This is a genomic window from Kistimonas asteriae, assembly GCF_018263925.1.
GTDB lineage: Bacteria > Pseudomonadota > Gammaproteobacteria > Pseudomonadales > Endozoicomonadaceae > Kistimonas > Kistimonas asteriae.
The window spans coordinates 72,881-98,257 of record NZ_JAEVHF010000012.1 but is presented as its reverse complement, the minus strand read 5'-3'; the positions used below and the strand labels follow the sequence as shown (position 1 = coordinate 98,257).

Here is a 25,377-nt window from a genome sequence, read left to right as displayed (position 1 = left end):
CGGTCACAGGTTTGCGCTGAGCCTACACAGCCGCAGCGCTATTAAAACAAGATTAGGACTTATGCGCGGATCAAACGCAACAATTCATCCGTCTGCTGTTGCATGAGTACGACATCACCACGGCTTTCGACATTTAACCGGATCACCGGCTCGGTATTGGAAAGTCGCAGGCTAAACCGCCACTGCCCCATATCGACCGAGATACCATCGGTATGGTCAACGGCGACAGCGTCTGCCTGATAAACCGACAACACCCGGTCAATCGCGCCCTGGGGATCGTCCAGCTTGCTGTTGATCTCACCGGATGACGGAAACAGCGCAATTCGCTCAGAAACCAGTTCAGACAGGGTCTTACCCTTGCGGGACATCAGTTCAGCGACCAGCAGCCAGGGGATCATGCCGGAATCGCAATAGGCGAAATCGCGGAAATAGTGGTGAGCACTCATTTCACCGCCATAAACGGCATCTTCCTTACGCATCCGTTCCTTGATAAACGCATGGCCGGTCTTACATAACACCGGTTCACCACCGGCAGCGGTGACCTGGTCAATGGTGTTCCAGGTCAAGCGTGGATCATGAATGATTTTGGCACCGGGGTTATGGGCCAGAAACGCTTCACCCAGCAGGCCAACAATGTAGTATCCCTCAATGAAGGCGCCGTTTTCATCAAAGAGGAAACAGCGATCAAAATCGCCATCCCAGGCGATACCCATGTCCGCCTGGTGTTCCAGCACCGCTTCTGAGGTCGCCGCCCGGCATTCCGGCAGAATGGGGTTGGGAATACCGTGGGGGAAGTTGCCGTCCGGCTCGTTGTGAACCTTCACAAATTCCACCGGTACACCGCTGGCCTTGAAGCGTGCCTCAATCGCATCCACGACATGGCCCGCGGCCCCATTGCCAGCATTGACGACCAGCTTCATAGGCTTAAGGGCTTCCGCCTGGATATACCCCAGCAGATGGCTGACATAATCCTGCAGGGTATCCACTGTTTCGCAACTGCCACGGTTTTCTACCGGCGCAAAATCTGCCTGTTCGGCAAGCTGCTGGATATCACGCAGACCGGTATCCCCGCTGATCGGCTGTGCCCCTGCGCGTACCAGTTTCAACCCGTTGTAGTCCATGGGGTTGTGGCTGGCGGTCACTTCAATGCCGCCGTCCACGCCGAGATGAAAGGTGGCGAAATAGACTTCCTCGGTACCGGCGAGGCCAAGATCCAGCACATTCACACCGGCATCGCGCAACCCTTCGGTCGTGGCGTGCTTGAGGGCTTCACTGGTCAGGCGGACATCGCCCCCAATCACCACGGTGGTTGGCTTAAGGTATTCACCATAGGCCCGGCCAATGCGGTAAGCGATGGTTTCATTAAGTTCATCGGGCATACGGCCACGGATATCGTAGGCCTTGAAGCAGGAAAGTGATGTCATGAGTGATGGATAACTTTCAGTAACGTGAAGAGAAAATAACAGGCACCCTAAACAGTATTGTGGGCACCGAGCGTCAACATTGCGATCTAATAACTATAAGACGATTAACTACTACCCTATGCGTTTGATACTAAAACAACCAGCCAGTACCGCCAAATGAAAGTCACCATCCAAGGGCAGAGCCACGACATCAATATGGTAAATGATGAGCAGAGATAAAGGGCGATAGAACAGTTACTTCCCCAGTGTTGAGAGGGGCATGCCGACGTCACACTGAACGAGAGAACACGCTTGAAGCCAGCGACTGGCGCAGCGCTATCCTTTTCACAAACTATGAGCCGAACCTTCTGGAGTGAGCAGTACGACCACAAAATGCTGAAAAGTGAACCAGGGGGAAAATTGCTGTGTATAGCATCCCTGCTATCAGGCGCTGTCAGGATCTGGTCGCTACCAGTAGTTCCAGCATCCCTTTCATCGTTGCAATATCGGCCTTCATCTCAGACATCTCAGTTCTAAACCCAGACATCTCAGCCTTAAACCCAGACATTTCAGCCTTAAACTCAGACATCTCAGCCTTCATTTCAGACATTTCTGCCTTCATCTCGGACATTTCAGCCTTCATCTCAACCATGCTGGATTCCATTTTATCCATACGGACATCCAGCTTATCCACCCGGTCCATCACCTGACCGACATCAAACTTCAGATCAGTGATAGAAACCTCAACAGCATGTACCCGCACATTGACCTGATGGTCGAGCCGGTTCAGAAAACTGCGTTGATCCTCAAGTAAGGTATTCAAACTTTCTGCCTCCAGAATGGGCTTCAGTCTTTCCAAACGTGCGACGCGTTCTTCAAGAGTGTTTGCAGTCATGATCAGCCCTTGCATTGTAGGTGGTTTATTTCGCGGTGCGCAGTATAGACACTCAATGCGGGGTGCGGCTGTTTACACGACGGTTTTCTGCATACCGTTGAATTGAAAAGGCTGCGTACATTTATATGACCTGTCAGGGTCAATTCAGCATGGAAACAGGCGCCTCAAAGGAGTGATTAAATAAAGGTATTTATGCAATCCTCCTCGAGTGCCTTTGTTGACTCTGCGTTTTTTCTATGGGTAACAAACCGAGACAGCAACCGATGCAACCACCATGCACAATATAAACAGCGTCCAAGCCAGGGCGTTCATATCAAACATTATTACTCTCCAGAGGAGAGCAACATAAATCAAAAATTTATACCCCGGGCCAGACCTGGCCGGACAAGTCTACAACTGATCGACATCGTCTTCCGAGAGTGACAGCACCTCCTGCTCTATCAGCTCAATGCTAGGCAGCTTGCCTTCCAGTTTCTCTGGTAGCGATTGAGAGAGCTGGTATTCCGCGACACCAATCGGTTTGGCGTTATCGCGAAGGGCATATTCAGCGACCACCTTGTTACGGCTTTTACAAAGCAGGAGGCCAATACTGGAGGCATCTTGTTCAGACTTCATCTGACTGTCGACTGCGGAGAGGTAAAAATTCAGCTGACCCACATGCTCAGGTTTAAAATCCCCCGTTTTCAGTTCGACCACAATGTAACAACGCAGTTTGAGGTGATAGAACAGCAGATCCAGATAGAAGTCATCACCGCCCACCTCCAGATGAACCTGCTGGCCCACATAGGCAAACCCGGCTCCGAGTTCCAGCAGGAACTGGCTGATATGGCGGGTAAGAGCCTGTTCTATATCCCGCTCTTTGGCAGCCTCTCGAAGAGAGAGGAAGTCAAACAGGTAGGGATCTTTCAGGGTTTGCTGAGCCAATTCCGACTGAGGGTTAGACAGTGAGCATGCAAAATTACTGACTGCTTTGCCCTGTCGTTCCAACAAGCGACCTTCAATCTGATGAGCCAAAACATTACGAGACCAGCCATTTTCAATGGTCTTGGTTGCATAAAGGAGACGCTGCGAGCGGTCTTTGAGCTTGCTTAACAGCAGTAAATTATGCCCCCAGGGAATTTGTCCAACAGCCTGTTGGACATTTGTCTCTGTCACGAAATCAGGCCAGGATTCTGCAAATGCCCTCATATACATCAAATTTGCGCGCGAGAACCCTTTCATCTCGGGAAAGGTGGATTTCAAATCCTTTGCCAGCTGACCCACAACATTGGAGCCCCAACCCTGTTGCTGCTGCCGCTCAAGGATCTCCTGGCCGATTTGCCAATACAGTTCCAGCATACCTTGATTGACGGTAATGGCAGCGCGTTGTTGTGCTGTATAGATTCGACTTTTTATGGCTTGAAGCCACGGTCGATAACCGTCTGGTAATTGGTCAGGCACTGAGGTTTTCCCGTATTGGCGGGTTGCTGTAGCACACCCTGTTTTGATCTTTATGTCCAAAGACAGGAAGGATAGTCGAATCGGAAAACAGAATGTGCCTTAAACCACCTCACGTACTGCATCGAGATATTTCTGAATGACAATCTGCTCATCAAACTCACGCTCGATTTTCTCCCGGCTTTTCTTGCCCATGGCCAGCCGTTCCTGGTGAGACATGAGAATGATCTTTTCCATCTTTTCAGCAAGATCTACCGTATCGCGGGGCTGGCAGAGAAAACCGTTCACACCATCATCGACGGTTTCACGGCAGCCCACATTATCCGTAGTGACAATGGGCTTACCCATGGCACCCGCTTCCAGCAGGCTCTTGGGTACCCCTTCACGGTAATAGGAGGGCAAGACCATACAGTCTACGCCGGCGATGACATCCTGAACGGCATCAGAGGTACCCAGATAGTTCACCACGCCTTCCTGCACCCATTGATCCATTTCAGCCTTTTTGACAGCGGAGGGATTATCAACATCCAGAAAACCCAACAGCTGGAACTCTACATGAGGGTATTGCGAGCGAAGCTGCCGGGCCGCATCCACATAGTGTTGAATGCCTTTGTCGTACAACATACGGGCAATCAACAAGAACCTGATTTTCCCATCATCAGGAGCAGGCGTTAATGTGAAACGCTGGAGGTCTGCGCCGGAACCGGGCAATCGGTCAGTAAGATGGGCAGGTGCCATTTTGTTTTCCAGAAAAAGCACACGATCGTCTTCATTCTGGAAAAACAATTTTTTTGCCCTGGGCTGGGTGAACCGATACAGCAGCCGGGCAATTTTGGAGGCTACTGATTCATTAATGAAGAGGATACCCAGCCCCGCAATATTATTGATGCAGGCCGAACCACAAAGCCAAGCCGCCAGCGTACTGTAGATATTGTTTTTCGGCGTAAAGTTTAAGACAGCAGCGGGCTTGTTCTTGCGGTAAATATTCCAAAACGAAAGAAACGTTTTGATATCGTTAACCGGGTGAGTGCCACCCGCATCAATGGCTACAGGAATAAATTCACAGCCCAGTTCCTCAAGTTTCTGGGAGTATTCATCCGTTGGTGCAATAGCCAGTACTTTGTAGCCTTCTTTTTGCAGGGCATAAATGGTGTTTTTCCGGAAATTGTATAGATACCAACTAGTGTTGGCAGTTATTGCAAGGTACTTTTGCACGTTTCTGACTACCATGAAGTGTAAGTTAATTGTATTCTTTCCAGTAACTGCCTAATAAACAGTCAGCTTCTTTAGTCGAAAGCTTCTCCCATCCACTGCCATGACAAAACGTCAATTCACCGAAATACACAGCATTAGCAACCGAATACATATCAACACGAACATATCTAAAGGGTTGAGCAAGTTTTTTTGCCAAAGCAATCATTTCTGGCATATTACCTGGAAAAACAAAATCTTCATCAATGCTTTCGTATTTTGGCTGAATATCAAAATCCAGTTTCTGCAACACTTCATCAAACAGAGAGCGCTTATGATTACCAAAACGATCACCATCTACCTGAATTAACACCTTCTCTTTATCGTCACCTTTGAAAACATGAATTTTAAAATCAGATGGTACCCTACCATTTTCATCAACAATTAATTTTTCGACCAAAACACAGGGGGGTTCAATATCATAAAATGGCTCGTCAATTTTTGAACCTATTTTAACCTTAAGATACCCATTAAAATCATTACACAGTTTATTCAAGCTGCAGCTTGTCTTATCAAATATAACTTTGACATTTTCTCCCCCCCCGCCATTACTTGTCTTTATAACGAATTGTGCGGGTAAACCGTCGAAATCACTTTCTTTAATAGAATTATACTGACCCAGAAGAGGGATAAGGTAGTTATCGCCTATAGTATCTTTTACATATTGTCTAACTGTAAATTTATCAACAAACTTAGAGTACAGGTGGGGATCTGTATTTAACTTACGATATATTATCTTTTCCGAAAAAGACATCGGCTTTTTAAGATTACACTTATAGCCATGTGTAAGATAAAATCGCAGCGCAATATAAATAGACTTAGGCAAAAAAAACCTGACCAAATCTCTCACAACGTTTTTAATAATTCTTTTAATTTTCAAAACAAATAAACCTAAACAGCTGGCAGGGTACAATCACCATACCATAAATATTAGAAGCAATGAAAAAGAAGCATAACTAACAGAATTTCAATTTAAATAAGTAGAAATTAGCTTTTTTAAATATATTTTCTCATCCATATCTTTGGTAAAATTCACATCAATTATTTCTGTAGGTTCCGAGAAACCATGAATAGCCTTAGTCAATACAACTTTCGAGAAGTTATCTGCCGAATAATCTATAGGTATGCTATTTGTAAAATTATCAAGAAATTCTTTCATACCACCATGATTGCTTGCAATTATTTTACACCCCAATGACGTGGCTTCTGCCAAAACTAAAGGTGAATTTTCATAACACAAGGAAGGCAATAAAACATAATGACTCTCTTGGAATATTTTCATCAATTCCTCATGTGCTACCTTACCCCTAAAGCTTAGTGAAATATTATTTTCTTCTAGTTTTTTAGCCAATGATTCAATACTGTCTTTCAGTGGTCCGGATCCGCAAATATTAACAATTACTTTTTTACTAAGCGGGTCAAATTTACATGCGTTTTGAAGAAAGTTATAAATACCTTTATCTTCAGACAATAGGCCAGCAAAGGTTATTATCGGCATTGTGTTACTACGGGTATTTTGCCTTTCATTTAGATGAACATGAGTTGAATTTCTAATAAAAGTGACTTTATTTCTTGAAACAACCTTCGACGCCATATCCACCATAAAATAGCTTGGGCATAAATATTTGTCTATCACTAGATGTGACTTTAGGACTTTATAATTTATTACCCATTGTAATACTCTAAGTAAGCCATGAAACCTAGTTCTTCTATCTATTTTTTTTATTATACACTCTATTATTGATGGGGGCTTCTCAAACAGATGACTAGTACCGTTGTTGAAATACATTAACCCATTGCTTGGTGATAGCATGTGATAATCATGTAAAGTCATGGCTACATGAACAGAAGTATTTTTCTTATATTTAGCTATAGCTCTTAATATTGAAGGACTTAAACAATTGTCAAAGTTATGAATATGAATAGCACCTGGATTTTCTTCCAACAACACACCAAGAATTTTTTTATAAGATTTAAAATTGTAAACATAAGAAAATGGAGACATTCTAGTTTTTTTTTCGCCTCCCCATAACTCAACAACCTCATACCCTTCATTTCGCAAAACTTTAATGGTATCAGCGCAGACCTTTCCTGCACCGCCTGATTTATAATCAGAAATCAATAGGATTTTCATGAAAAAATTATTGGAACCTTATTCAACTTTCATGTTTATTTTTGACTGCTTATTAGAAGGAATAATCTATGGATTTATATGATCATCTTCTGGATTTCTGAACAAATAAATTAAAAGAACATAAAAAATAAAAGTAAAACTAAAGATTGTTGCTTTTGTGAAAAGGATAATAACATTTATTATGTAAAATCTAGTGCTTCGAATCCAAGTATTGGTTAGCCATAGATAAATCGCAAGTCCGAAAACACCAAGCTTCATTATCAGAAATAGCCATATACCATTATCATTGAGAGCAGCAGCACCAATAGCCCACAAACCACCTTCTAAGAGTTGGTTTGCAATTTCTGTTGGGTAACCTAATACGCCATTTCCGAAAAGAAGAGATAGAAAATCTTGATTAAAAACATAATCTCTTAGTCCTTCTCTAATAGCTATTGCTGTGCCACCAGTACTATCTATCCTCACTTGATAAATAAAGTATAAAGCGGGCAGAACACCTATAGATAGGATGGGTATGAGGAATTTCTTGTATGACCCTTTGCTTTCAAAATAAAATATTGTCAACAACGTTAATGATGAATAAGCAATTGCTGCAAGTGATAAGGTCATAAAGCAGGTAAGGACAGCAAACTTATCAATTGAGTCTACCTTTTTTAGTAGAATCATTCTGCTTGCTGTTAATATGATAATATACGTCGCATATGTCGATGGTTCTAAAAAAAATCCTGTAGGTCTGTAAATAGCGCCAAGAATAGGTAAAGAAAACCCAGAAAAATAACGTTGTGATTGTCCTGTTATTAATTCCAATGGATCAATATAGTAACCAATAGCATAGACAGAAATATACTGCATACAGAAAAAAAACAAATGATACACTATTGCAAATTTAATAAATTCCGCAATTATTTCTCTATCAAATTTACCTACGATTAGCAAAACAAAACACAAGGCAACCTTTAAAATATTAGACGTTAAATATTCAAATAACGTATAAGATATATTGTGCTTATAAGTTAAGAATTCGTATTGCCCCAATATACCAATAATTAGTATGAATACTACAGCAGCACAGGTTTTTTTAAATATTGACACGTAAATATTTTCATTGAAAACGTACGCCAATGAAACCAAAAAAATCAGAGCTAACGGATAAAATCTATACAGCTCATAGCTCTCTAAACTAATAAAGAAAATAAAAATAGAGCCCAGAAAAACTCTAAAGTTAAATGAGTCAAGCATTATTAACAACTTCCACGAGCTTGTTCATTTGCGCATCTCTTTTAATGTGGGGCTCAACACGAACATTGTTAATCAAATAATATATAACTGCATCTGCAAACTCTTTAGTATTGTAGTTTTCTATAAGTCTACCATTAACTCTATCATTAATTATTTCTGATGGGCCACTTGGGCAGTTAAACGATACTACCGGCGTTCCTGCGGTTTGTGACTCAATCAAGACATTTGGAAAACCTTCATAAATAGAGGTTAGAACTGTGACTTTCGCTGCTGCATAATAATCATTTACAGACTCTGTTGACTTAACATGTTCGAAAGAAAAATTAGTATATTTATTTTGCTTCAATTCCATCTCTCCAACCAAGTAATCTCTAAGCTCTCCATCACCGATTATTACTAACTTAACAGTATCTTGATGTAAGGCAATAACATTTTCAATTGCATCAACAAGTTTATCAATACCTTTTTGTTTTACTAAACGCCCAACAAATAAAATATCTATATCGGGTGTCGTACTATTAGTGTTTGTTATTTTTTCGGATACAGGATTATAGATAACAGCTACCTTTGATTCTGGCACATGAAAAGATAGAACCATATCTTTCTTCATCTTTTCACATTGCGCAATAAAGTAGTCTGATTTTTTATATAAAATTTTTGTGAGATAATTTGTAACATACTTCTTAAACCCACCTTTTCTCAACTTTGTATCATAAGATAAAAAGTTCACATTTCTTGAAATTACCTTTATATTCTTATTTTTTAAAAACTTTAATGCTAAAGATATTATTGTAATCTGGTGATTAAAGGAGATCACTTTGCCCCACTGATTTACTCTATTGTCTAAGAGAAGTTTTCTCAGCGCATCAACTCCATTTTCAACTTTAAGATCAATAATTTTTATATTACTGTTCAATAATGAAATATAATTATGCTTCCCTTTCCTATATTTCCTGTAAACCACTATGACTACATTGTGATTTTTATTTTGCAATTCATTTGCATAGCTGACACATACTCCCTCTGCCCCCCCCCGTTCTAGAGAGTCTATAAAAAGAACAACATTATCCATAAATTTACCTGTGATCTATTTTGTTCAGTTTGATTGCATAAAGGCTAAAAAGTAATGCAGAGATAAACCGGGCAATTAACACACCAAAGATCACAGCCCACTCTTTGTATATCCCAATCGTTGCATAAACAAACACTGCTGATATAGAGACCATGATTAATGTCACATTCCTTATTTCTTTATCATGTTTTCTAGGAAGAAAAAATGAATACCTCAATGAAGATGATATTGAAATAAATATTAATCCTATGGTCATGTACGTAAGCAAGTCTTGGACACCTGCATAAGCAGAGCCAAAGATACTTGTTATCAAGTACTCTCCGAAGACTTGCATAAATATAAATGCAAGCAATGCTAAAGAGAAAAATGGAATAATATTTTTTGAAATGGAAAATTTATCTTTATTTTCACATAGCCTCGGATATAGAGCTTTTAGAACAATATAAAATAGAGTAGCAATGGCGATTGATATTTTATTTGCCACTGAAAAAATTGCATATTTTTCGCTAGCTATTAACCCACCTAATATAATAACAGGAATATTATTGTAAACATTTGGTAGGAAGTCTGAAAAAAAGAGATTAAATCCATTCTTTAACGTCAAAAGCATATTGTTTGTTGAAAATTTTAATTTAACTTTATATTTTATTTTCCTTACTACAAGCGAAATTAACCCAAATAAAATGTAAGTAGTTGTTGATAGATATAAAGCCAACGTAACGTGCTGCTCATTATTTACCAGAATAAAAATCAATATGAACGAAAAACATCTTGACAATATAGTTAATATACTATTGATTTTTAAATCAGATTTTGCCTGATGATACCAATGAGCAAATTGACAATACCCTATCAAACCAATAAATGATGATATAAAATAATATATTGCTTGCTTTAAATTAAAGACATAGAGGATATATGATGAAAAGATCACGCTCGATATAAGAACCAGAAGTAATCTAGCATTTTGTATATCGTTGTACAGTGAATGCTCATCTATATTGTGATCATCATTAATGTCTCTAACTCCAGTAAAGGTGAAACTGTAATCGCATAGAATAAATGAAAGAGTAAAGCAGCTGTAAAGTAGTGAAAACTTACCAAAACCATCAATACCGAGTCTACTTGTCAATAATGGTATGATGATTATGGGGTAAAGTAGATTGAATAGATATACCGTCAGTAAATATATAAAATTGAGTATGCTTTTTTTATGCATAATTTTAAATCAGCTTTAAATCTATTTTTTTCCCTAGTTCCTTTTCCATATGATGAGGCCTTATTTTTCTGAGGCCGCTACTTGGGTAAAATGTCATCTCACCAAATAAAATTTGTCCTTGCACATTATATAGATCTACTCGCACAAATGCGATTTCTGCACTCAAACTCTCTGCTATTTTAATCATTTCCTGAAAATTAGATGGAGGAAGGATGTTTACGTTTTCTACTTTTTCTCCAATATAAAAATCTAATTCCTTCCAACTTTTATCATAGTAGTTTTTTTTGTATACACCATTTTCTCTATCTGTAATAACTTGAACGAAGTCAACTTTGCCATCAAAACAATAAAACTTATAATCAGTCAAAGATTTTTCATCTGACTCTATAAATTTTTCACAAATAATTCTTGGTTCTACATCTTTATATGACCATTCCCTGAAAATATCATAAAGGCAATAATTAAGCCACCTGTCAAAACGTAACTTCAGTAAACTTACATTTATGTCTTTCTTGTTTTTGCATATGTAATTCTGACTAGAGCCATGAGTTGTCTTTAGAATAAATTTTTCGGGTAGTTCTTGGAAATTAATTTCATCTACCCCTCTGTATACTCCAATCAACTCTATTAGGTATTCACTTCCAATTTTATTTTTCACATAATCTCTCACCTCATATTTATCAACTAATTTTGTATAAATGTTATCTTTTTGGTTTATTTTCAACCATTGCATTTTTTCGGAAAATAGCTCTGGCTGCTTGATATTTAGGAACTCCCCTCTGTATAAAAAATATAAAATCTTTAAATATACTGTATCGCTCAACCAGTTTAAATATTTTCGCCCACCCAATCTTATAAATAGATTGAACCCAATTTTTGATAGATTTTGAAAGTATATGCTAGTCATTTTCAACTGATTAAAAACTCATTTTTAATATAATTCTCTTTTTCTTTAGCCGACAAGCTTTTTGTTTCAGAAAAGAGATGTTTGTTTTTTTCTAAATATTGCTCTATTGACATTTTGTACTTTGCTGGCACTCCAGCATAAACAGAGTTTGATTTTATAGTCCCTTTGACAATAGAGCCTGCACCGACAATAACATTGTCACCGATGATTGAATTTGGTAATACAGCAACCCCATATCCTAAAAAAACATTATTACCAATAATTATCTTTCCAAACAGATCAGTATTTGCATATTTCTTGTATAAATTTCTTAGAACATTCACACTTCCATCATGTGTTATAAATTGTACATTAGAGGATGAGTAAAAATTATCACCAATAGATATTAAGTACGGTTCAGAACCGAATTGTTTAGTATTGAAGATACAGTTTCTACCAAATGTTACTCCTAACTCTTTTGCATATTTGTTTGGACTTGCAAGCTTTCTTTTTAAATAACCGTATACTTTTTTCATTGAAACAATATTGCGCCAATAATAAATCTACATTAATTATTAATGATACTTTTGATGTTATCGTCTTTTAATAGCACCATAATTTATACCACTCAGAAAACCGCTTCATAGTCTCTTCAATGGAAGTCACTGGCTTAAAATTAACCTCTTTAATCAAATCATCCACCTCCGCATAAGTGGCATATACATCTCCCGCCTGCATCGGCAAATAATTTTTAATTGCTTCCTTACCACAGGCGCTTTCAATGGCTTTGATGAAGTCCATCAGTTTGACCGGCTGATTGTTACCGATATTGTAAACCCGATATGGGGCCGAACTGCGACTAGGGTCGTCATTTCTGAAATCCTGAACGCCTGCAGGAATCACATCCTGAATCCGGATGATGCCTTCTAGGATATCCTCAATATCCGTGAAATCCCTCTGCAGCTCACCGTTGTTGAACACATTAATCGGTGTGCCTTCCATAATCGCCTTGGTGAATTTCCAGGCGGCCATATCAGGTCTGCCCCATGGGCCATTCACCGTGAAAAACCGGAGTCCGGTTGTAGGAATGTTATAGAGATGGGAATAGCTGTGCGCCATCAACTCATTCGATTTTTTGGTGGCAGCATACAGTGAAACCGGATGGTCTACCGCATCCTGTGTTGAATACGGCATCTTGCTGTTCATGCCATATACCGAGCTGGATGAGGCATAAACCAGGTGTTCAACCCCATTATGGCGGCAACCTTCCAGTATGGTTCCCATACCAACCAGGTTACTGTCGATATACGCCATGGGGTTTTCCAGGGAGTAGCGAACCCCCGCCTGGGCACCAAGGTGTATGACACGCTGGAACTGGTTGGTTTTGAACAGATCAGCGATGCCTTCCCGGTCTGCCAGGTCCATTTTTACGAAACGGAAATTATCGTAGGGTTCCAACTGCTCAAGGCGGGCGTGTTTTAACCTGGGGTCATAGTAGTCATTCAGGTTGTCCAGGCCCGTAACATCGTGGCCCAGTTCACACAGCTTTCTTGAAACGTAAAAACCAATAAAACCGGCTGCGCCGGTTACAAGGTACTTCATATCTTTTCACCACTAAAAACACAGAAGGCACAACGCTTTTTATTGTCAAAACGCTTATGCCTTCTACGCTAGATCAATTCATTAACGGCCAATGCTGTAGTAAGTAAAGCCTTTGCGTGCCATACGCTCAGGCTCATACATGTTACGGCCATCAAAGATGACGGATGCGTTCAACAACTCTTCCATCACTTCGAAATCGGGTGCGCGGAAGGGTTTCCATTCAGTACAGATCACCAGGGCATCCGCGTTTTTCAGTGCAGACTGGCGTGTGCCACACAGCTGGAAGTCTTCACGCACACCATAAATCCGCTGGGCTTCTTCCATCGCTTCCGGGTCAAACGCCTGCACTTTAGCACCAGCCGCCCAAAGGGCTTCCATCAATACACGGCTCGGCGCATCGCGCATATCGTCAGTATTGGGCTTGAAAGACAGGCCCCAGAGTGCAAACGTCTTGCCCGCCAGCTCACCCTTGTAGTGTGCGCTGATCTTGTTAAACAGCACCTGCTTCTGCTTGGCGTTGCGCTGTTCTACGGCGCGCAGCACCAGGGGTTCGAAATCAATATCTTCTGCGGTGCGCTTGAGCGCCTGCACATCTTTCGGGAAGCAGGAACCGCCGTAGCCGCAACCGGGGTAAATAAAGTGGTAGCCAATGCGCGGGTCGGAACCGATGCCCTGGCGCACCATTTCGATATCCGCACCCAGCATTTCCGCCAGCCCGGCCATTTCGTTCATGAAGCTGATCTTGGTGGCCAGCATGCAGTTGGCCGCGTACTTGGTCAGCTCGGCGCTGCGTACATCCATGAAAATGATGCGGTCGTGGTTGCGGTTGAACGGGGCATAGAGTTCCCGCATGGTGTCGATCACGTCATCACTCTCGGTACCGATGACGATGCGGTCCGGCTTCATGCAATCGTTGACGGCGGCGCCTTCTTTCAGGAATTCCGGGTTGGAACAAATGTGGAAGGCATGCTCAACGCCACGGCTTGCCAGCACGTCCGCCACTTTGGCCTTGACCTTGTCGCCGGTGCCCACCGGTACGGTGGATTTATCGACGATGATCTTGTCATCATTCATATACGTGGCGATGGTTTCCGCCACAGCCAGCACGTATTGCAGGTCGGCAGAACCGTCTTCATCCGGCGGCGTACCCACGGCGATGAACTGCATCTGGCCGTGTTCAACCCCTTCGCGGGCATCTGTCGTGAAATGCAGGCGTCCTGCCTCGTAGTTTTCCTTGACCAGTGGCTCCAGGCCCGGTTCATAGATCGGGATAATGCCCTGCTTCAGGTTGTCGACTTTCTGCTGGTCGATATCCACGCACATGACGTTGTGGCCGACTTCCGCCAGCACCGCTGCCTGCACCAGGCCAACATAGCCAATACCAAAAACGGTAACTTTCATGGGTTTTCCTTAAGGGAGGTAAATCACAGTGAAGGCTGTGGCGTTTTGGGTGATTGCCACCGCCGCCTTCACTGTTTTGAAATTCATCAATACGTTTGAATGTGCACTATAGTTAGGCACCGAAACCTGTCGGAGCTGATATGTCTAAATCGCTGTATCACGAACTGAAACGTATCGGGATTGATGAGGAACTGGCCCACAATGTCGACAAGGCGCTTGATCCCGCCCATGTCGCTACAAAGGAAGATATGGTCATTCTTCAGGAAGCCATACAGCAAACACAGGTAAAGGTTGAATGCCGGTATCTCGAACTCAGAAACGCCATAGACCGGCTCGACCATCTTTTAAGCACCAAGATTGATCTGACCCGAGGCGACATAAAAACTCAACTCGCCTCTGTTGCCTGCCAGTTCCGGATCACCTTGGGCGGCTTAATCACCACGATACTCAGCGTATTTCTGGTGAACGGGTATTTTCATGCCATGCCGGTTTGATCGTGTTGCAGCTTGGGTTGGCAGCCCGTTCAGGCTGCCTGCTGGTCCTGCGCCACCTGTTCCGCAACCGCCTGGATATCCAGCCCGGTCAGGGATGCGCCCACCTGTGGTTTCAGCTCAACGCTTTCCTGCCGGGCAGTCCGGCGACCATGCAACCGCTGCAACAGGCCACTCACCCGGAACCCGTGCTGGACGGATTCGTAATACAGTGCAAACACCCCACAGAAGATCACCAGTTGAGCCACATCCGGCATATCCACGGCGTGCAGCACAATACCGGTGATATTGATCACAGCACCCACCAGTACCACTATCGCCAGTGTCTGACGGTGCGTGAAACCGGCATGCAGTAAAATATGGTGCACATGGGTACGGTCTGGCCGGAACGGGTTGTCACCCTTGCGTACCCGGCGAACGACCGTCGCCACCATGTCAATCAGCGGTAAACCCAGGATAAACAGCGCTGTCACCGGATCGAACGCCTGGTCGTTCAGGTGGCTCTGGCTGTAGCGGGCCAGTATCCAGACGAGGGTGAATCCCAGCAACATGCTGCCGGCATCCCCCAGGAATACCTTGCGAAGCTTGCGGGTGAGCTGCAGGTTGTAGACGAGGAATGCACTCAAGCCCGCACACAACACGACCATGGGTAACAAACTGAACACTGTCCCACCCGTGATCACCATGAAACTGGTCAATGACAACAGCGCCAGGCAAGCCGCCATACCATCAATGCCATCACACATGTTCAAGGCATTGATGACGCCGAACACCGCAATGGTGGTAAAAGGCACCGCCGCCCACAGTGGCAAGACGATATCACCCAAGCCAAACAGGTTCCCCAGGCTACTGATGATATTGCCCGCGCCGAAAATCATCAGCAGTGACGCTGCAATGGCGGCCATCACCCGCAGCCGCACGGAAAGATCTTGCCGATCATCCACCGCACCGACCAGCACCAATAAGGCAGCACCCACTAACCAGCTGTAGAGGACAGGGCCATGGGGGTAATAAATACCCAACAGCAGCGCCATACTGATAAAAATACTGAGTCCACCCACCAGGGGGATCAAACCTTCGTGTTGTTTTCGGGCATCCGGTTTATCCACCAGGCCAATATAAATGGCCAGGGGTTTCATTATTTTGATAACAAATAACGACAATAAAAATGCGAGGGTAAACTTTGTCAGCATGGCAGGCGATTACTTCTTTTATTTACGACACTCTTGCTCACCGGTGCAGCCCCTAATAAACCATAACCAAATCAAAAGCACGCTACCGCCCGTCGGCTTAATTACGCAAATGCCGAAACTGCGATACGGTTTTTACTTTGCTTTTAATCAGCGACCGGTATATCTCTGCTCCAGGTCAGTTTTCGTCAAACAAACATGACAATGCACCGAATCAATAAGTACGTCGGTACAATTCAATCAGGAAATGAAACGTTACAATGTTGACAATCAGTAAACTTAAAAAAACGCAGGTATCCGTTTTTCATCTAAGCATTGTCAACGCCTGTAAAGCGCGCCCATTTTACTATTGTCGTCTAACGTTGCAATTCATGTTTTACGTAAATTCAGTAAAGTTTTCTTATCAGATAGTAATCCGCAAACCATTCAGCTACATGTTTACGTAGTTTCCTTCACCGGCTCTATATTTACACTTTGCTGACGCAGCAATTTGTGACGATTTTCCATTACCACGGATCAGTTAATACACTGCAATTCAATTGCAATAAACCTATCGGCAGCCACAAAAACATCGGTTAATACTTAGAAAATAATAAAAGTAGCCATCCGTGAAGGCGGCTGTAAAGAAAAGAACATGGTAGGAGGGAAATGGATTCCAGCGTCCTGCCGGAATCCATTGTCAGATGGCCGAGATGGAGGCTACGCCATCAGGATTCTTTGGTCTGATAACCTTCGTAGTCGTAATAACCCTGGCTGTAACCGTAGGCATCCTTCCGGGTCGGGTCGATCTTGTTCAGCACCACACCGGTCAACGGTGCCTGTGCCTGTAACAGGCGGCCCACCGTATTCTGGATCGCGCCGATCTGGGCACGCCCTGCCTCAATCACGTACAGCAAGCCGTCGCACAGGCGGGAAATCATCAGTGCATCACTGACACTTTGCACCGGCGGGCAATCGATAACCACGTAATCGTAATCCTGCTTGAGGGATTCGATCAGCTGCGCAAAGGTATTGGTCGCCAGCAGTTCCTGTGGGTTCGGCGGAACCTGGCCGCAGGGAATGATGTCGATGCCATCACTATTGTGCAGGCAGTCCACTTTCTCTGCAGTGCCCGCCAACAGGTTGGCCAGGCCGGCGGAACCGCCCTTGATATCAAAACTCTTGCCGACAGTCGGACGACGCAGGTCACAGTCAATCAGCAGGGTTTTGCCCAGCTGCCCCAGCGACAACGCCAGGTTGGCCGCCGTTGAGGACTTACCCTCACCCGGCATGGTGGAGGTGACCGCAAACAGCCGGTGATCCTTGTCCAGTGCCGTCAGGTTTACGCTGGTACGGATGGTACGAACAGCTTCACCAAAGCCGTGCTGCCCCTTATCAAGGAAGAGCTTTTGTACTTTGCCAGCGACCTCAGCCTCATTCAGCTTGGGCAACACACCCAGAACCGGCAGGTTAAGCTTGTCTTCCACGTCACGCGTACTGCGGATGGTGTTGTTGAGCATCTCCAGCAGGAAGGCCACACCACTGGAAAGCATCAGGCCCAACAGCGCAGACAGCACAATAATCAGCTTCTTCTTGGGTTTGACCGGTATCTTGGGTGCAAACGCCTTGTCGACGATACGGGCGTTCGCGGTTTGCAGGTCACTGGTGGCGCTGGTTTCCTGGATACGCTTGAAGAACGCGTCGTACAGGTCTTTGTTCGTGCGAACCTCACGCTCCAGCGCCCGCAGGCGGAACTGCTTGCGGTTGATCTGTTGCACCTGCTTCTTGGCAATGGCTACCGCGTCTCTCAGGCTCTTCTCGTTGGCCTTGTCGATCTCGTAATCCCGCTGAACGCCATCCACGATATTGCGGATCTGGTCGCGGATATTCTGTTTAATACTCTGCATTTCACTGCGGGCAGAAATCATCTTCGGATGCTTCGGCCCGTAACGACGGGACATATCCATTACCTGCCGCTGCACCTTGGCCTCTTCCTGCTTCAGCCCCTGGATCAACGGGTGAACCAGTACTGCCTGGAGGGATTCATAATCCTGCGCCGACTTCAGCGCGCCGGTTTTCAGCTGCCGATTGATGTTTTCTGAAATGGCCAGCTTCCGGCGCACTTCCACGAGGGATTCGGTCAGCGCCTTGAGCTCATTGCTGGAGATGGTCAGCACGCCTTCCAGGTCCACCAGATCTTCCTGTTCGCGGTAGTCCTGCAGGCTGATTTCCGCCTCCCGCAGTTTTTCTGAGAGTTCGGTCAGCCGTCCCTGCATCCAGCCGGTAGCGCTCAGCGTCAGCGAGAGCTTGGCCTCCATGTAGGATTCGATATAGGCATTAGCAATGGCGTTGGCTATGCGGGCTGCCATCTTCGGATTTTCAGAGGTCACGTGAATACGAACAATCTGCGTCTTCTTGACCGGTTCAATGCGAACATGCTCATCCAACACATTGAGGGTGTCACGCAGGATGCGCTCCTGCTCGTCCTCATCCGACGGTTGTTCAAGCCCGAACCAACCACGCCAGTTCAGCAGACCGCTATACCAGGGTTTTTCGCGAATCGCCGCGTTAAACTCCGGATCATTGGTCAGGTCCAGCTTGTTGACCACTTTCTCCAGCACACTGCGGGATTTCAGTACCTCGAACTGGGTATTCAGGTAACTGTCGCCACCGCCATCAATGCCGTACATCTCCTCAATGGAGACCACCTTGGCCTGCTCCTGCTCAATTTGCAGGACAGCCGTCGCCTGGTAGATGGGCGTCATGGTAAAGACGACCAAAGTCGCCAGAAGGGTCACGGCAAACGTAAAGCCGGCAATCGCCCAGCGATAGCTCAGCAGGACGTGAACAATCTCGCGAAGAGAAATCACGTCATCGCCCTGCAGCATTTTCGGCAGGACGGTGTGTTTTGATTCACTGCTCATAGATTCGGTTCAGAGGGTTAGAGGCCCAGGCTCCCCGAGCCATCTGGCGCCGGATTCCTGCATGGATAGCCGTTGTCGTTAGAAGAAACTTTCCTTCACGTTGATGATGTCACCGGGCAGGATAGACTCATCGAGCTTCATGTTGCGCTCTGTCAGCTTGCCCTTCTCTTCACGGTTGACGATGATGTCCTTGCGTGATGCCCGCTGGGTGAAACCGCCGGCCAGCGCCACGGCCTTTTCCAACGTCAGCCCCGGCTCAAAGGAAAAGCCGCCGGGATCTTTCACTTCGCCGCTGACGAAGAACTTGCGGTATTCGGTAATGGAAACACTGACCTTGGGATCAATGAAATAATCCCCTTTAAGCTTTTTAGTCAGAAAGTTCTGCAGTTGGCCCACGGTCATGCCCTTCACCCGGATCTCATCAAGGAAAGGGTAGGAGATGGTACCGGCGTCACTCAGCCTGGTTTCCACTTCCATATCTTCTTCACCGAAAATGGTGACTTTGACCTTGTCGCCAGAGTTCAGGCCATAACGGGAAAAACTCATCTCTTCTGCGCGGACGCCGGTGACAACCACCAGCAAACCCAGGCAAAACAACGCGACCAGACGCTGCAGCGGGTGCATTGCCGAAACCGGCCTGCGGGTTCTGAATACAGACATGCGTAGATACCTCAATTCCTTAACGCCAGAAACAGCACAGGCCGGGAAATTCCCGGCCTGCCTGATCTTCAGCGTTTGCGCCTGACTTAGATCGCCAGTTCTGCAGACAGCGTGTAGACGTTACGACGGTAGCTGTCGTTATCCGCGGTGGAGCCCGGCTTCAGGCTTTCGTCACGGTCAGTGTTCTGGTAGCCCAGGGACAGGGTCACGAAGCGACGCACTTTCCAGTCAACGCCAACACCGAAGGTCTTGACCTTGCGGTCCTTGTTATTGGTGGCCAGGGCGGACTGCACTTCTTCGTCAGTGTAGCTGTAGGAGACATTGGTCCCGATGCGGGACGTCCAGTCATGGTTCCACGCCAGAGTGGTGGTGGTACCCTTGGTGAAGGTGTCGTCCTGCGGGTTATCGTATTCCAGACCGTAGTCACGAACGGTGCTCAACTGAATCACGGAGTGATCAACCGGCATGTAGCTCACACCCACTTCCCAACCAGTGTAGCCTTCTTTGTCGATCTTCTGGTTGTTGGTGTCACGCAGGTCAGTCTCACGGTAACGACGACCGATCTTCGCATAACCTGTGGTTTTTGCGGTGGCATCCCAGCTCAGACCCACCAGGTAACTGGTGATGTCATACCCAGGGCTCTTGCCATTGTTGTTTGCGTCAGTCAGCTTGCGATCATAACTCAGGTCACGCTGCTTGACTTCGAACAGGGCGTTGGTCTTGGGCATCAGGCGATAGTAAAAGGTAGCGCCGTATTCCTTGGTTTCACGGTTCAGACCTTCACGGATGCCGCGGGTCTTTTCGTAGTCCTGATTGTTGATACTGCCGAACAGGTCAACACGGGCCATGGCTTCCATGGAACCGAAACCGTAGACAAAACCGGCCTTCTTGCGGACAAACTCAGGGGCGTTCTTGTCGTTGACGCCATTAACTGTGGAACCGGCATCGTGGTATACGCCGTAATCCCAGTCTACGTCCAGGCGGTTACGGCTGTTGAATTCCTGGTGGATGTCACCAAGGATGCCGTAATCGGTGTAGTTGGCATCGCTCTCGCTGTTGAAGTTCATGTCCTTGGCAGCAAGGGTTACCGCGTAGGTGCTCAGGCCAGTCTGGGCCTTGAATTCAACGGAAGGGTCAATGCTGTAGAAAGAAGAGCCTTTTTTCTTCAGTGCACCGGAACCTTCACGGAAGACGTTATCGTCATAACCGATATCGGTCTTCAGTTGTGGGGTGATGTCGATACCATTCCAGCGAATGTGACCCGGATCTTCTACAGCGGCAACGGCAGACATGCCGTATCCAGCCATGGCAATCGCCAAGCTGAGTTTGCTTATCCCTTTCATTAATTTACTACGCCTTGAACTTCTAAGTGCTAATTAAAGAGTGTTTGATTTGCGCGCTAAATAACCACGTTATTTTTCTAACGACAATAGTCGTTTGTACTTACGCCACCCTAAGGAAAGTGCGTTGTATTATATAGACACGGTAAATATAATTTCCAGCCGGTTACTGTACATTTTTAGTGAAATAATTTGCGATTTTCTTCGCTATCAATTCATCAAAGAATGATGTAGAGACCATCAGGAGCAGCCTGAAACTCACGTTTTGTCCACACAAGGCGTATTCAGGCATTCTGCACAATCCTAAGGAACCCAGATGAAATCAGTTAAACTTGTTGCCGCAGCCTGTGCGCTATCAGCAGCAATTGCCGGTGTCGCGCAGGCGGATCTCGCCACGGACATGGCAAAAATGTCGCCTGCTGACGCCCTGGCGAAAGCCACACAGGACCAATCCGTTTCGATTGAAGCCCTGATTGCCGATGCCGCTGCAAAGCTGCAGGACAACCCGGCCCTGCTGTCTGCCCTGGTGGGTGAAGCGGTTAAAGCATACCCGGAACAGGCGGGTGAAATCGTCAAGGTTGCCGTGAGCCAGGCGCCTGCGCACCAGGCCACCATTACCAGCGCTGCCATCGCCCAGCTGCAGGACAATCCTGAAGCCCAGGCATCTGTCAACAAGGCTGCTGACGAAGCCTCACAGCAGGTTGCAGCCGGCGAAACCAAGACTGGCACCGAGAGCGAAGCTCAGCAGCAGGAAACTGCAGCACCGACTCCGCCTCCACCGCCTGCCCCCCAGCCGCCCGCTCCGGACAAGCCGCCAGTGGTTAGCCCGAATTAATCAATAGCAGTTCATCACTGTTAAAAAAACTCCTGTACGTTGGTGCAGGAGTTTTTTTTGTGTTTTTTATTAACTGGATATTATTTTTTATATTCCATTCAATAAAAGGTAATACCACTTATATTAATCACATTTCTTACCGACTCTATAAAGCCTGCTGCACTGGCCATTCGATAACATTGATCTTAATTAGAAAAAAATTGATGTGATAGGCTGATTGAGAAAAGAGATGGCAGATAGGACTTATAAAAAAATTAGCAAGTAGCTATTTATTCTACTTGTTTGTGGCATCCGCCATCGAGGCCAACCTAACCGCCAAAGCCTGCCTCACACAGAAGAATACTCCACCATATCGGCAGGCACCCGGTATCCATGCGACAGGGACATTAACCATCAGTATTTCATTGCTGATGGCGGATCCCGGTCCTTGTCCGGGATGACGCAGCGTAGAGAATGCCACAAAGCGTTTAATAGCAGAGAGAAGAGCCGGTACCCATGATCACATGACTTCCACCAAAGGTAACGTGACCTGTAATCGACGTATTGACATCCATTACACAGGAAAAAGCCTGTCGAACAAAAATGCACGAAGAGATTCACACGAATGTATTTCCTGACACCATATACCGTACAATCTCACCCTTTACCCGGTCACGCCGGTGACCTGACAAGAACGACCTGATCCGGATCATCATGACTCAAGCAGCAAAAGCCAGCGACAACAAGCAAACTCCCATGATGCAGCAATATATGCGCATCAAGCAGCAACACCGGGATCAGCTGGTTTTTTACCGCATGGGCGACTTCTATGAGCTGTTCCATGATGACGCAAAGAAAGCCGCCTCACTGCTCGACATCACCCTGACAGCACGCGGTCACTCCAACGGCCAGCCGATCCCCATGGCCGGCATCCCCTTTCATGCTGCGGAAGGTTATCTCGCCCGGCTCGTTAAACTGGGTGAATCGGTTGCTATCTGCGAACAGATTGGTGACCCCGCGACCAGCAAAGGACCTGTTGAGCGTAAAGTTGTCCGGATCATTACACCGGGCACCGTGAGTGACGAAGCCCTCCTGGAAGAGCGGAGCGATAACTGGCTGGCAGCCCTGCACGTGCAGGATGATCTGTATGGCCTGGCTATCATGGATATCACCAGCGGCCGGTTTCACGTACTGGAAGTCAAAGGACTGGAAGCTATTCTTGGTGAACTCCAGCGCCTTAGCCCGGCGGAACTCCTGACCAGTGAAGACCAGGTTTTCGACAGCCTGATCACGCAGCGTAATGGTTTCAGACGCCGCCCACCGTGGGATTTTGACCTGGAAACGGCGCACGACCTGCTGACCCGTCAGTTCAAAACCAAGGATTTGTCCGGCTTTGACTGCAGCCATATGACGGTCGCCATCGCAGCAGCAGGCTGTCTGCTGCAATATGCGAAAGATACGCAGCGCACCGATCTGCCCCACGTACGCACCCTGCGGGTTGAACGCCGTGAAGACTGCGTGGTGCTCGATGCGGCCAGCCGTCGTAACCTTGAACTGGATACCAACCTGAACGGGGGACGTGACAACACCCTGCTGTCGGTAATGGACAAGACCGCAACAGCCATGGGCAGTCGCCTGCTTTGCCGCTGGATTAACCAGCCCCTTCAGAATATTGAACTGCTGCGGGAACGCCAGTCTGTCATTCATGCCTTGCTGTCGGATTATCGCTACGAACCTATTCACGCCATGCTCAAAGGCATTGGTGATATTGAACGTATTCTTGCCCGTGTCGCGCTGCGTTCTGCACGTCCTCGGGATCTTGCCCGGTTACGTGATGCTCTCTCACGTCTGCCTGATCTTCAGACACAATTGACCGCAATTGATAACGTTCGATTAAACCAGCTTGCGACACAAATCAGCGACTATCCGGCACTGGTTGCCGTTCTGCAAAAAGCGGTGATTGAAAACCCGCCCGTTGTCATCCGCGATGGCGGTGTGATTGCCGAAGGCTACGATGAAGAACTGGATGAGCTTCGCGCCATCAGCGAAAACGCCGGCGGCTACCTGTTGCAGCTTGAAAAGCGGGAAAAGGAAGAAACCGGACTTTCGTCATTGAAAGTCGGTTACAACCGGGTTCACGGCTACTTCATCGAATTGAGCCGACGTGAGTCAGAAGATGCGCCCGTGAATTATATCCGGCGCCAAACCCTGAAAAATACCGAACGTTTTATCACGCCGGAACTGAAAACGTTTGAAGATAAGGCGCTATCCAGCAAAAGCCGTGCACTGGCCCGGGAAAAAGCCCTTTATGAAGCACTCATTGAAACACTGGCAGAACACCTGATACCGCTGCAGGAGAGTGCGCAGGCCATTGCGGAACTGGACGCCCTGAGCTGTTTCACAGAACGTGCCGAAACCCTGAACCTCGCCTGCCCTGAACTGATACAAGGCGAAGGCATCACTATAGAAGAAGGCCGACACCCAGTGGTTGAACAGGTGTTAACCGATCCGTTTGTTGCCAACAACCTTGATCTCCATAGTGATCGCAGGATGCTGATCATCACCGGCCCCAACATGGGCGGTAAATCGACCTATATGCGCCAGACAGCACTGATCGTCCTGCTTGCCCATATTGGCAGCTTCGTACCCGCTGCCCACGCCAAAATCAGTATTGTTGACCGGATCTTCACCCGGATCGGTTCTTCTGATGACCTGGCCGGCGGACGCTCAACCTTCATGGTCGAAATGACAGAAACCGCCAGCATCCTGAATAACGCCACTGAACGCAGCCTGGTACTGATGGATGAAATCGGCCGTGGAACCAGTACATTTGACGGGCTATCACTGGCCTGGGCCTGTGCGCAACACCTTGCCGGTCAGATTCAGGCTTACACATTATTTGCGACCCATTATTTCGAGATCACTCAGCTGCCTGAAACCTGTGCACGGGTTGCCAACGTCCACCTGAACGCAACCGAGCATGACGATCGTATCGTCTTTCTCCATGCAGTTCAGGAAGGGCCTGCCAGTCAGAGTTATGGCCTCCAGGTCGCGCAACTGGCGGGGGTTCCGCGCAACGTGATTCTCCAGGCCAAGGAAAAGTTACACCACCTTGAGCAAGGCTCTACTGAAGACGAGAACACGCCAGTCACCACCCAAAAGCCTTCAAGAAAAGCACAGGCACCTTCGCCACAGGCCGATATGTTTGCCTTGCAGGCACCTCATCCTGCGGTAGAAATCATTGAACAACTGGATGTCGATGACACCTCACCCCGTGAAGCACTGGATTTACTGTACCGACTGAAGAAAACACTAAAGTAAACAGACAGTTCTATCGTTAGTAAAAAATCATCTTAATCACAAGATACGACAAGTGCCGGTTACCTGTAACCGGCCAGAGTTTACTGTTAGACTAGCGTCCGAATTAATCATTGACTGGA

At 46.2% G+C, this 25,377-nt stretch carries 20 protein-coding genes; 3 read left to right on the top strand and 17 right to left on the bottom strand.

Going from position 1 to position 25,377, the window contains the following annotated elements; genetic code table 11:
• Positions 1-59 precede the first annotated feature (59 nt).
• The 13 genes from cpsG to KHS78_RS14270 form a co-directional block, all read right to left on the bottom strand.
• Positions 60-1,424 (bottom strand): phosphomannomutase CpsG, encoded by a 1,365-nt coding sequence (gene cpsG / locus KHS78_RS14330; RefSeq protein WP_211829156.1) that lies wholly within the window; start codon positions 1,422-1,424, stop codon positions 60-62.
• Between the two features lie 433 nt (positions 1,425-1,857).
• Positions 1,858-2,313 carry a hypothetical protein gene (locus tag KHS78_RS14325; protein WP_211829155.1) on the bottom strand — a complete coding sequence of 152 codons (456 nt, stop codon included), beginning with the start codon at positions 2,311-2,313 and terminating at the stop codon, positions 1,858-1,860.
• A 375-nt stretch (positions 2,314-2,688) separates the two neighbouring features.
• Positions 2,689-3,738 (bottom strand): PDDEXK nuclease domain-containing protein, encoded by a 1,050-nt coding sequence (locus KHS78_RS14320; protein ID WP_343216916.1) that lies wholly within the window; start codon positions 3,736-3,738, stop codon positions 2,689-2,691.
• Positions 3,739-3,837: 99 nt separating this feature from the next.
• Positions 3,838-4,950: a glycosyltransferase family 4 protein gene (locus KHS78_RS14315; protein WP_211829154.1), complete on the bottom strand. Its 1,113-nt coding sequence runs from the start codon at positions 4,948-4,950 to the stop codon at positions 3,838-3,840.
• 25 nt (positions 4,951-4,975) lie between these two features.
• Positions 4,976-5,866, bottom strand: coding sequence for an ATP-grasp fold amidoligase family protein (locus KHS78_RS14310; protein ID WP_211829153.1), 891 nt, complete (start codon positions 5,864-5,866; stop codon positions 4,976-4,978).
• Between the two features lie 87 nt (positions 5,867-5,953).
• Positions 5,954-7,120 (bottom strand): glycosyltransferase, encoded by a 1,167-nt coding sequence (locus KHS78_RS14305; protein ID WP_211829152.1) that lies wholly within the window; start codon positions 7,118-7,120, stop codon positions 5,954-5,956.
• 66 nt (positions 7,121-7,186) lie between these two features.
• A complete protein-coding gene (locus KHS78_RS14300; RefSeq protein WP_211829151.1) occupies positions 7,187-8,359 on the bottom strand; it encodes a hypothetical protein in 1,173 nt (390 codons plus the stop codon).
• Positions 8,352-9,431 carry a glycosyltransferase gene (locus KHS78_RS14295; protein ID WP_211829150.1) on the bottom strand — a complete coding sequence of 360 codons (1,080 nt, stop codon included), beginning with the start codon at positions 9,429-9,431 and terminating at the stop codon, positions 8,352-8,354. The genes KHS78_RS14300 and KHS78_RS14295 overlap by 8 nt, the downstream gene beginning before the upstream one ends.
• Positions 9,432-9,435: 4 nt before the next feature.
• Positions 9,436-10,650, bottom strand: coding sequence for a lipopolysaccharide biosynthesis protein (locus tag KHS78_RS14290; RefSeq protein WP_211829149.1), 1,215 nt, complete (start codon positions 10,648-10,650; stop codon positions 9,436-9,438).
• Between the two features lie 4 nt (positions 10,651-10,654).
• Positions 10,655-11,557: an ATP-grasp fold amidoligase family protein gene (locus tag KHS78_RS14285; protein WP_211829148.1), complete on the bottom strand. Its 903-nt coding sequence runs from the start codon at positions 11,555-11,557 to the stop codon at positions 10,655-10,657.
• A 2-nt stretch (positions 11,558-11,559) separates the two neighbouring features.
• Complete coding sequence (locus KHS78_RS14280) at positions 11,560-12,072, bottom strand: acyltransferase (protein ID WP_211829147.1); 513 nt, start codon at positions 12,070-12,072, stop codon at positions 11,560-11,562.
• Positions 12,073-12,139: 67 nt separating this feature from the next.
• Entirely contained in the window at positions 12,140-13,138 is a 999-nt protein-coding gene (locus KHS78_RS14275; protein WP_211829146.1) for an NAD-dependent epimerase, read from the bottom strand.
• Positions 13,139-13,219: 81 nt separating this feature from the next.
• A complete protein-coding gene (locus tag KHS78_RS14270) occupies positions 13,220-14,539 on the bottom strand; it encodes a UDP-glucose dehydrogenase family protein (protein WP_211829145.1) in 1,320 nt (439 codons plus the stop codon).
• A 140-nt stretch (positions 14,540-14,679) separates the two neighbouring features.
• On the opposite strand from KHS78_RS14270, the gene KHS78_RS14265 reads away from it, so the two are divergent.
• Positions 14,680-15,033, top strand: a complete 354-nt coding sequence (locus KHS78_RS14265) for a hypothetical protein (RefSeq protein WP_211829144.1) — start codon at positions 14,680-14,682, stop codon at positions 15,031-15,033.
• Positions 15,034-15,062: 29 nt separating this feature from the next.
• On the opposite strand, the gene KHS78_RS14260 is transcribed toward KHS78_RS14265, so the two are convergent.
• The 4 genes from KHS78_RS14260 to KHS78_RS14245 form a co-directional block, all read right to left on the bottom strand.
• A complete protein-coding gene (locus KHS78_RS14260; RefSeq protein WP_211829143.1) occupies positions 15,063-16,223 on the bottom strand; it encodes a hypothetical protein in 1,161 nt (386 codons plus the stop codon).
• Positions 16,224-16,927: 704 nt separating this feature from the next.
• Positions 16,928-19,123, bottom strand: coding sequence for a GumC family protein (locus tag KHS78_RS14255; RefSeq protein ID WP_211829142.1), 2,196 nt, complete (start codon positions 19,121-19,123; stop codon positions 16,928-16,930).
• A 78-nt stretch (positions 19,124-19,201) separates the two neighbouring features.
• Positions 19,202-19,783 carry a polysaccharide biosynthesis/export family protein gene (locus KHS78_RS14250; protein ID WP_246506498.1) on the bottom strand — a complete coding sequence of 194 codons (582 nt, stop codon included), beginning with the start codon at positions 19,781-19,783 and terminating at the stop codon, positions 19,202-19,204.
• An 86-nt stretch (positions 19,784-19,869) separates the two neighbouring features.
• Entirely contained in the window at positions 19,870-21,126 is a 1,257-nt protein-coding gene (locus KHS78_RS14245) for an outer membrane beta-barrel protein (RefSeq protein ID WP_211829141.1), read from the bottom strand.
• Between the two features lie 313 nt (positions 21,127-21,439).
• Here KHS78_RS14245 and KHS78_RS14240 point away from each other — a divergent pair, with 313 nt between their 5' ends.
• The gene (locus KHS78_RS14240; protein ID WP_211829140.1) at positions 21,440-21,958 is read left to right on the top strand and encodes a hypothetical protein; all 519 of its coding nucleotides are present in this window, start codon (positions 21,440-21,442) and stop codon (positions 21,956-21,958) included.
• A gap of 693 nt (positions 21,959-22,651) precedes the next feature.
• Positions 22,652-25,258, top strand: a complete 2,607-nt coding sequence (mutS, locus tag KHS78_RS14235; protein ID WP_211829139.1) for a DNA mismatch repair protein MutS — start codon at positions 22,652-22,654, stop codon at positions 25,256-25,258.
• Positions 25,259-25,377 lie beyond the last annotated feature (119 nt).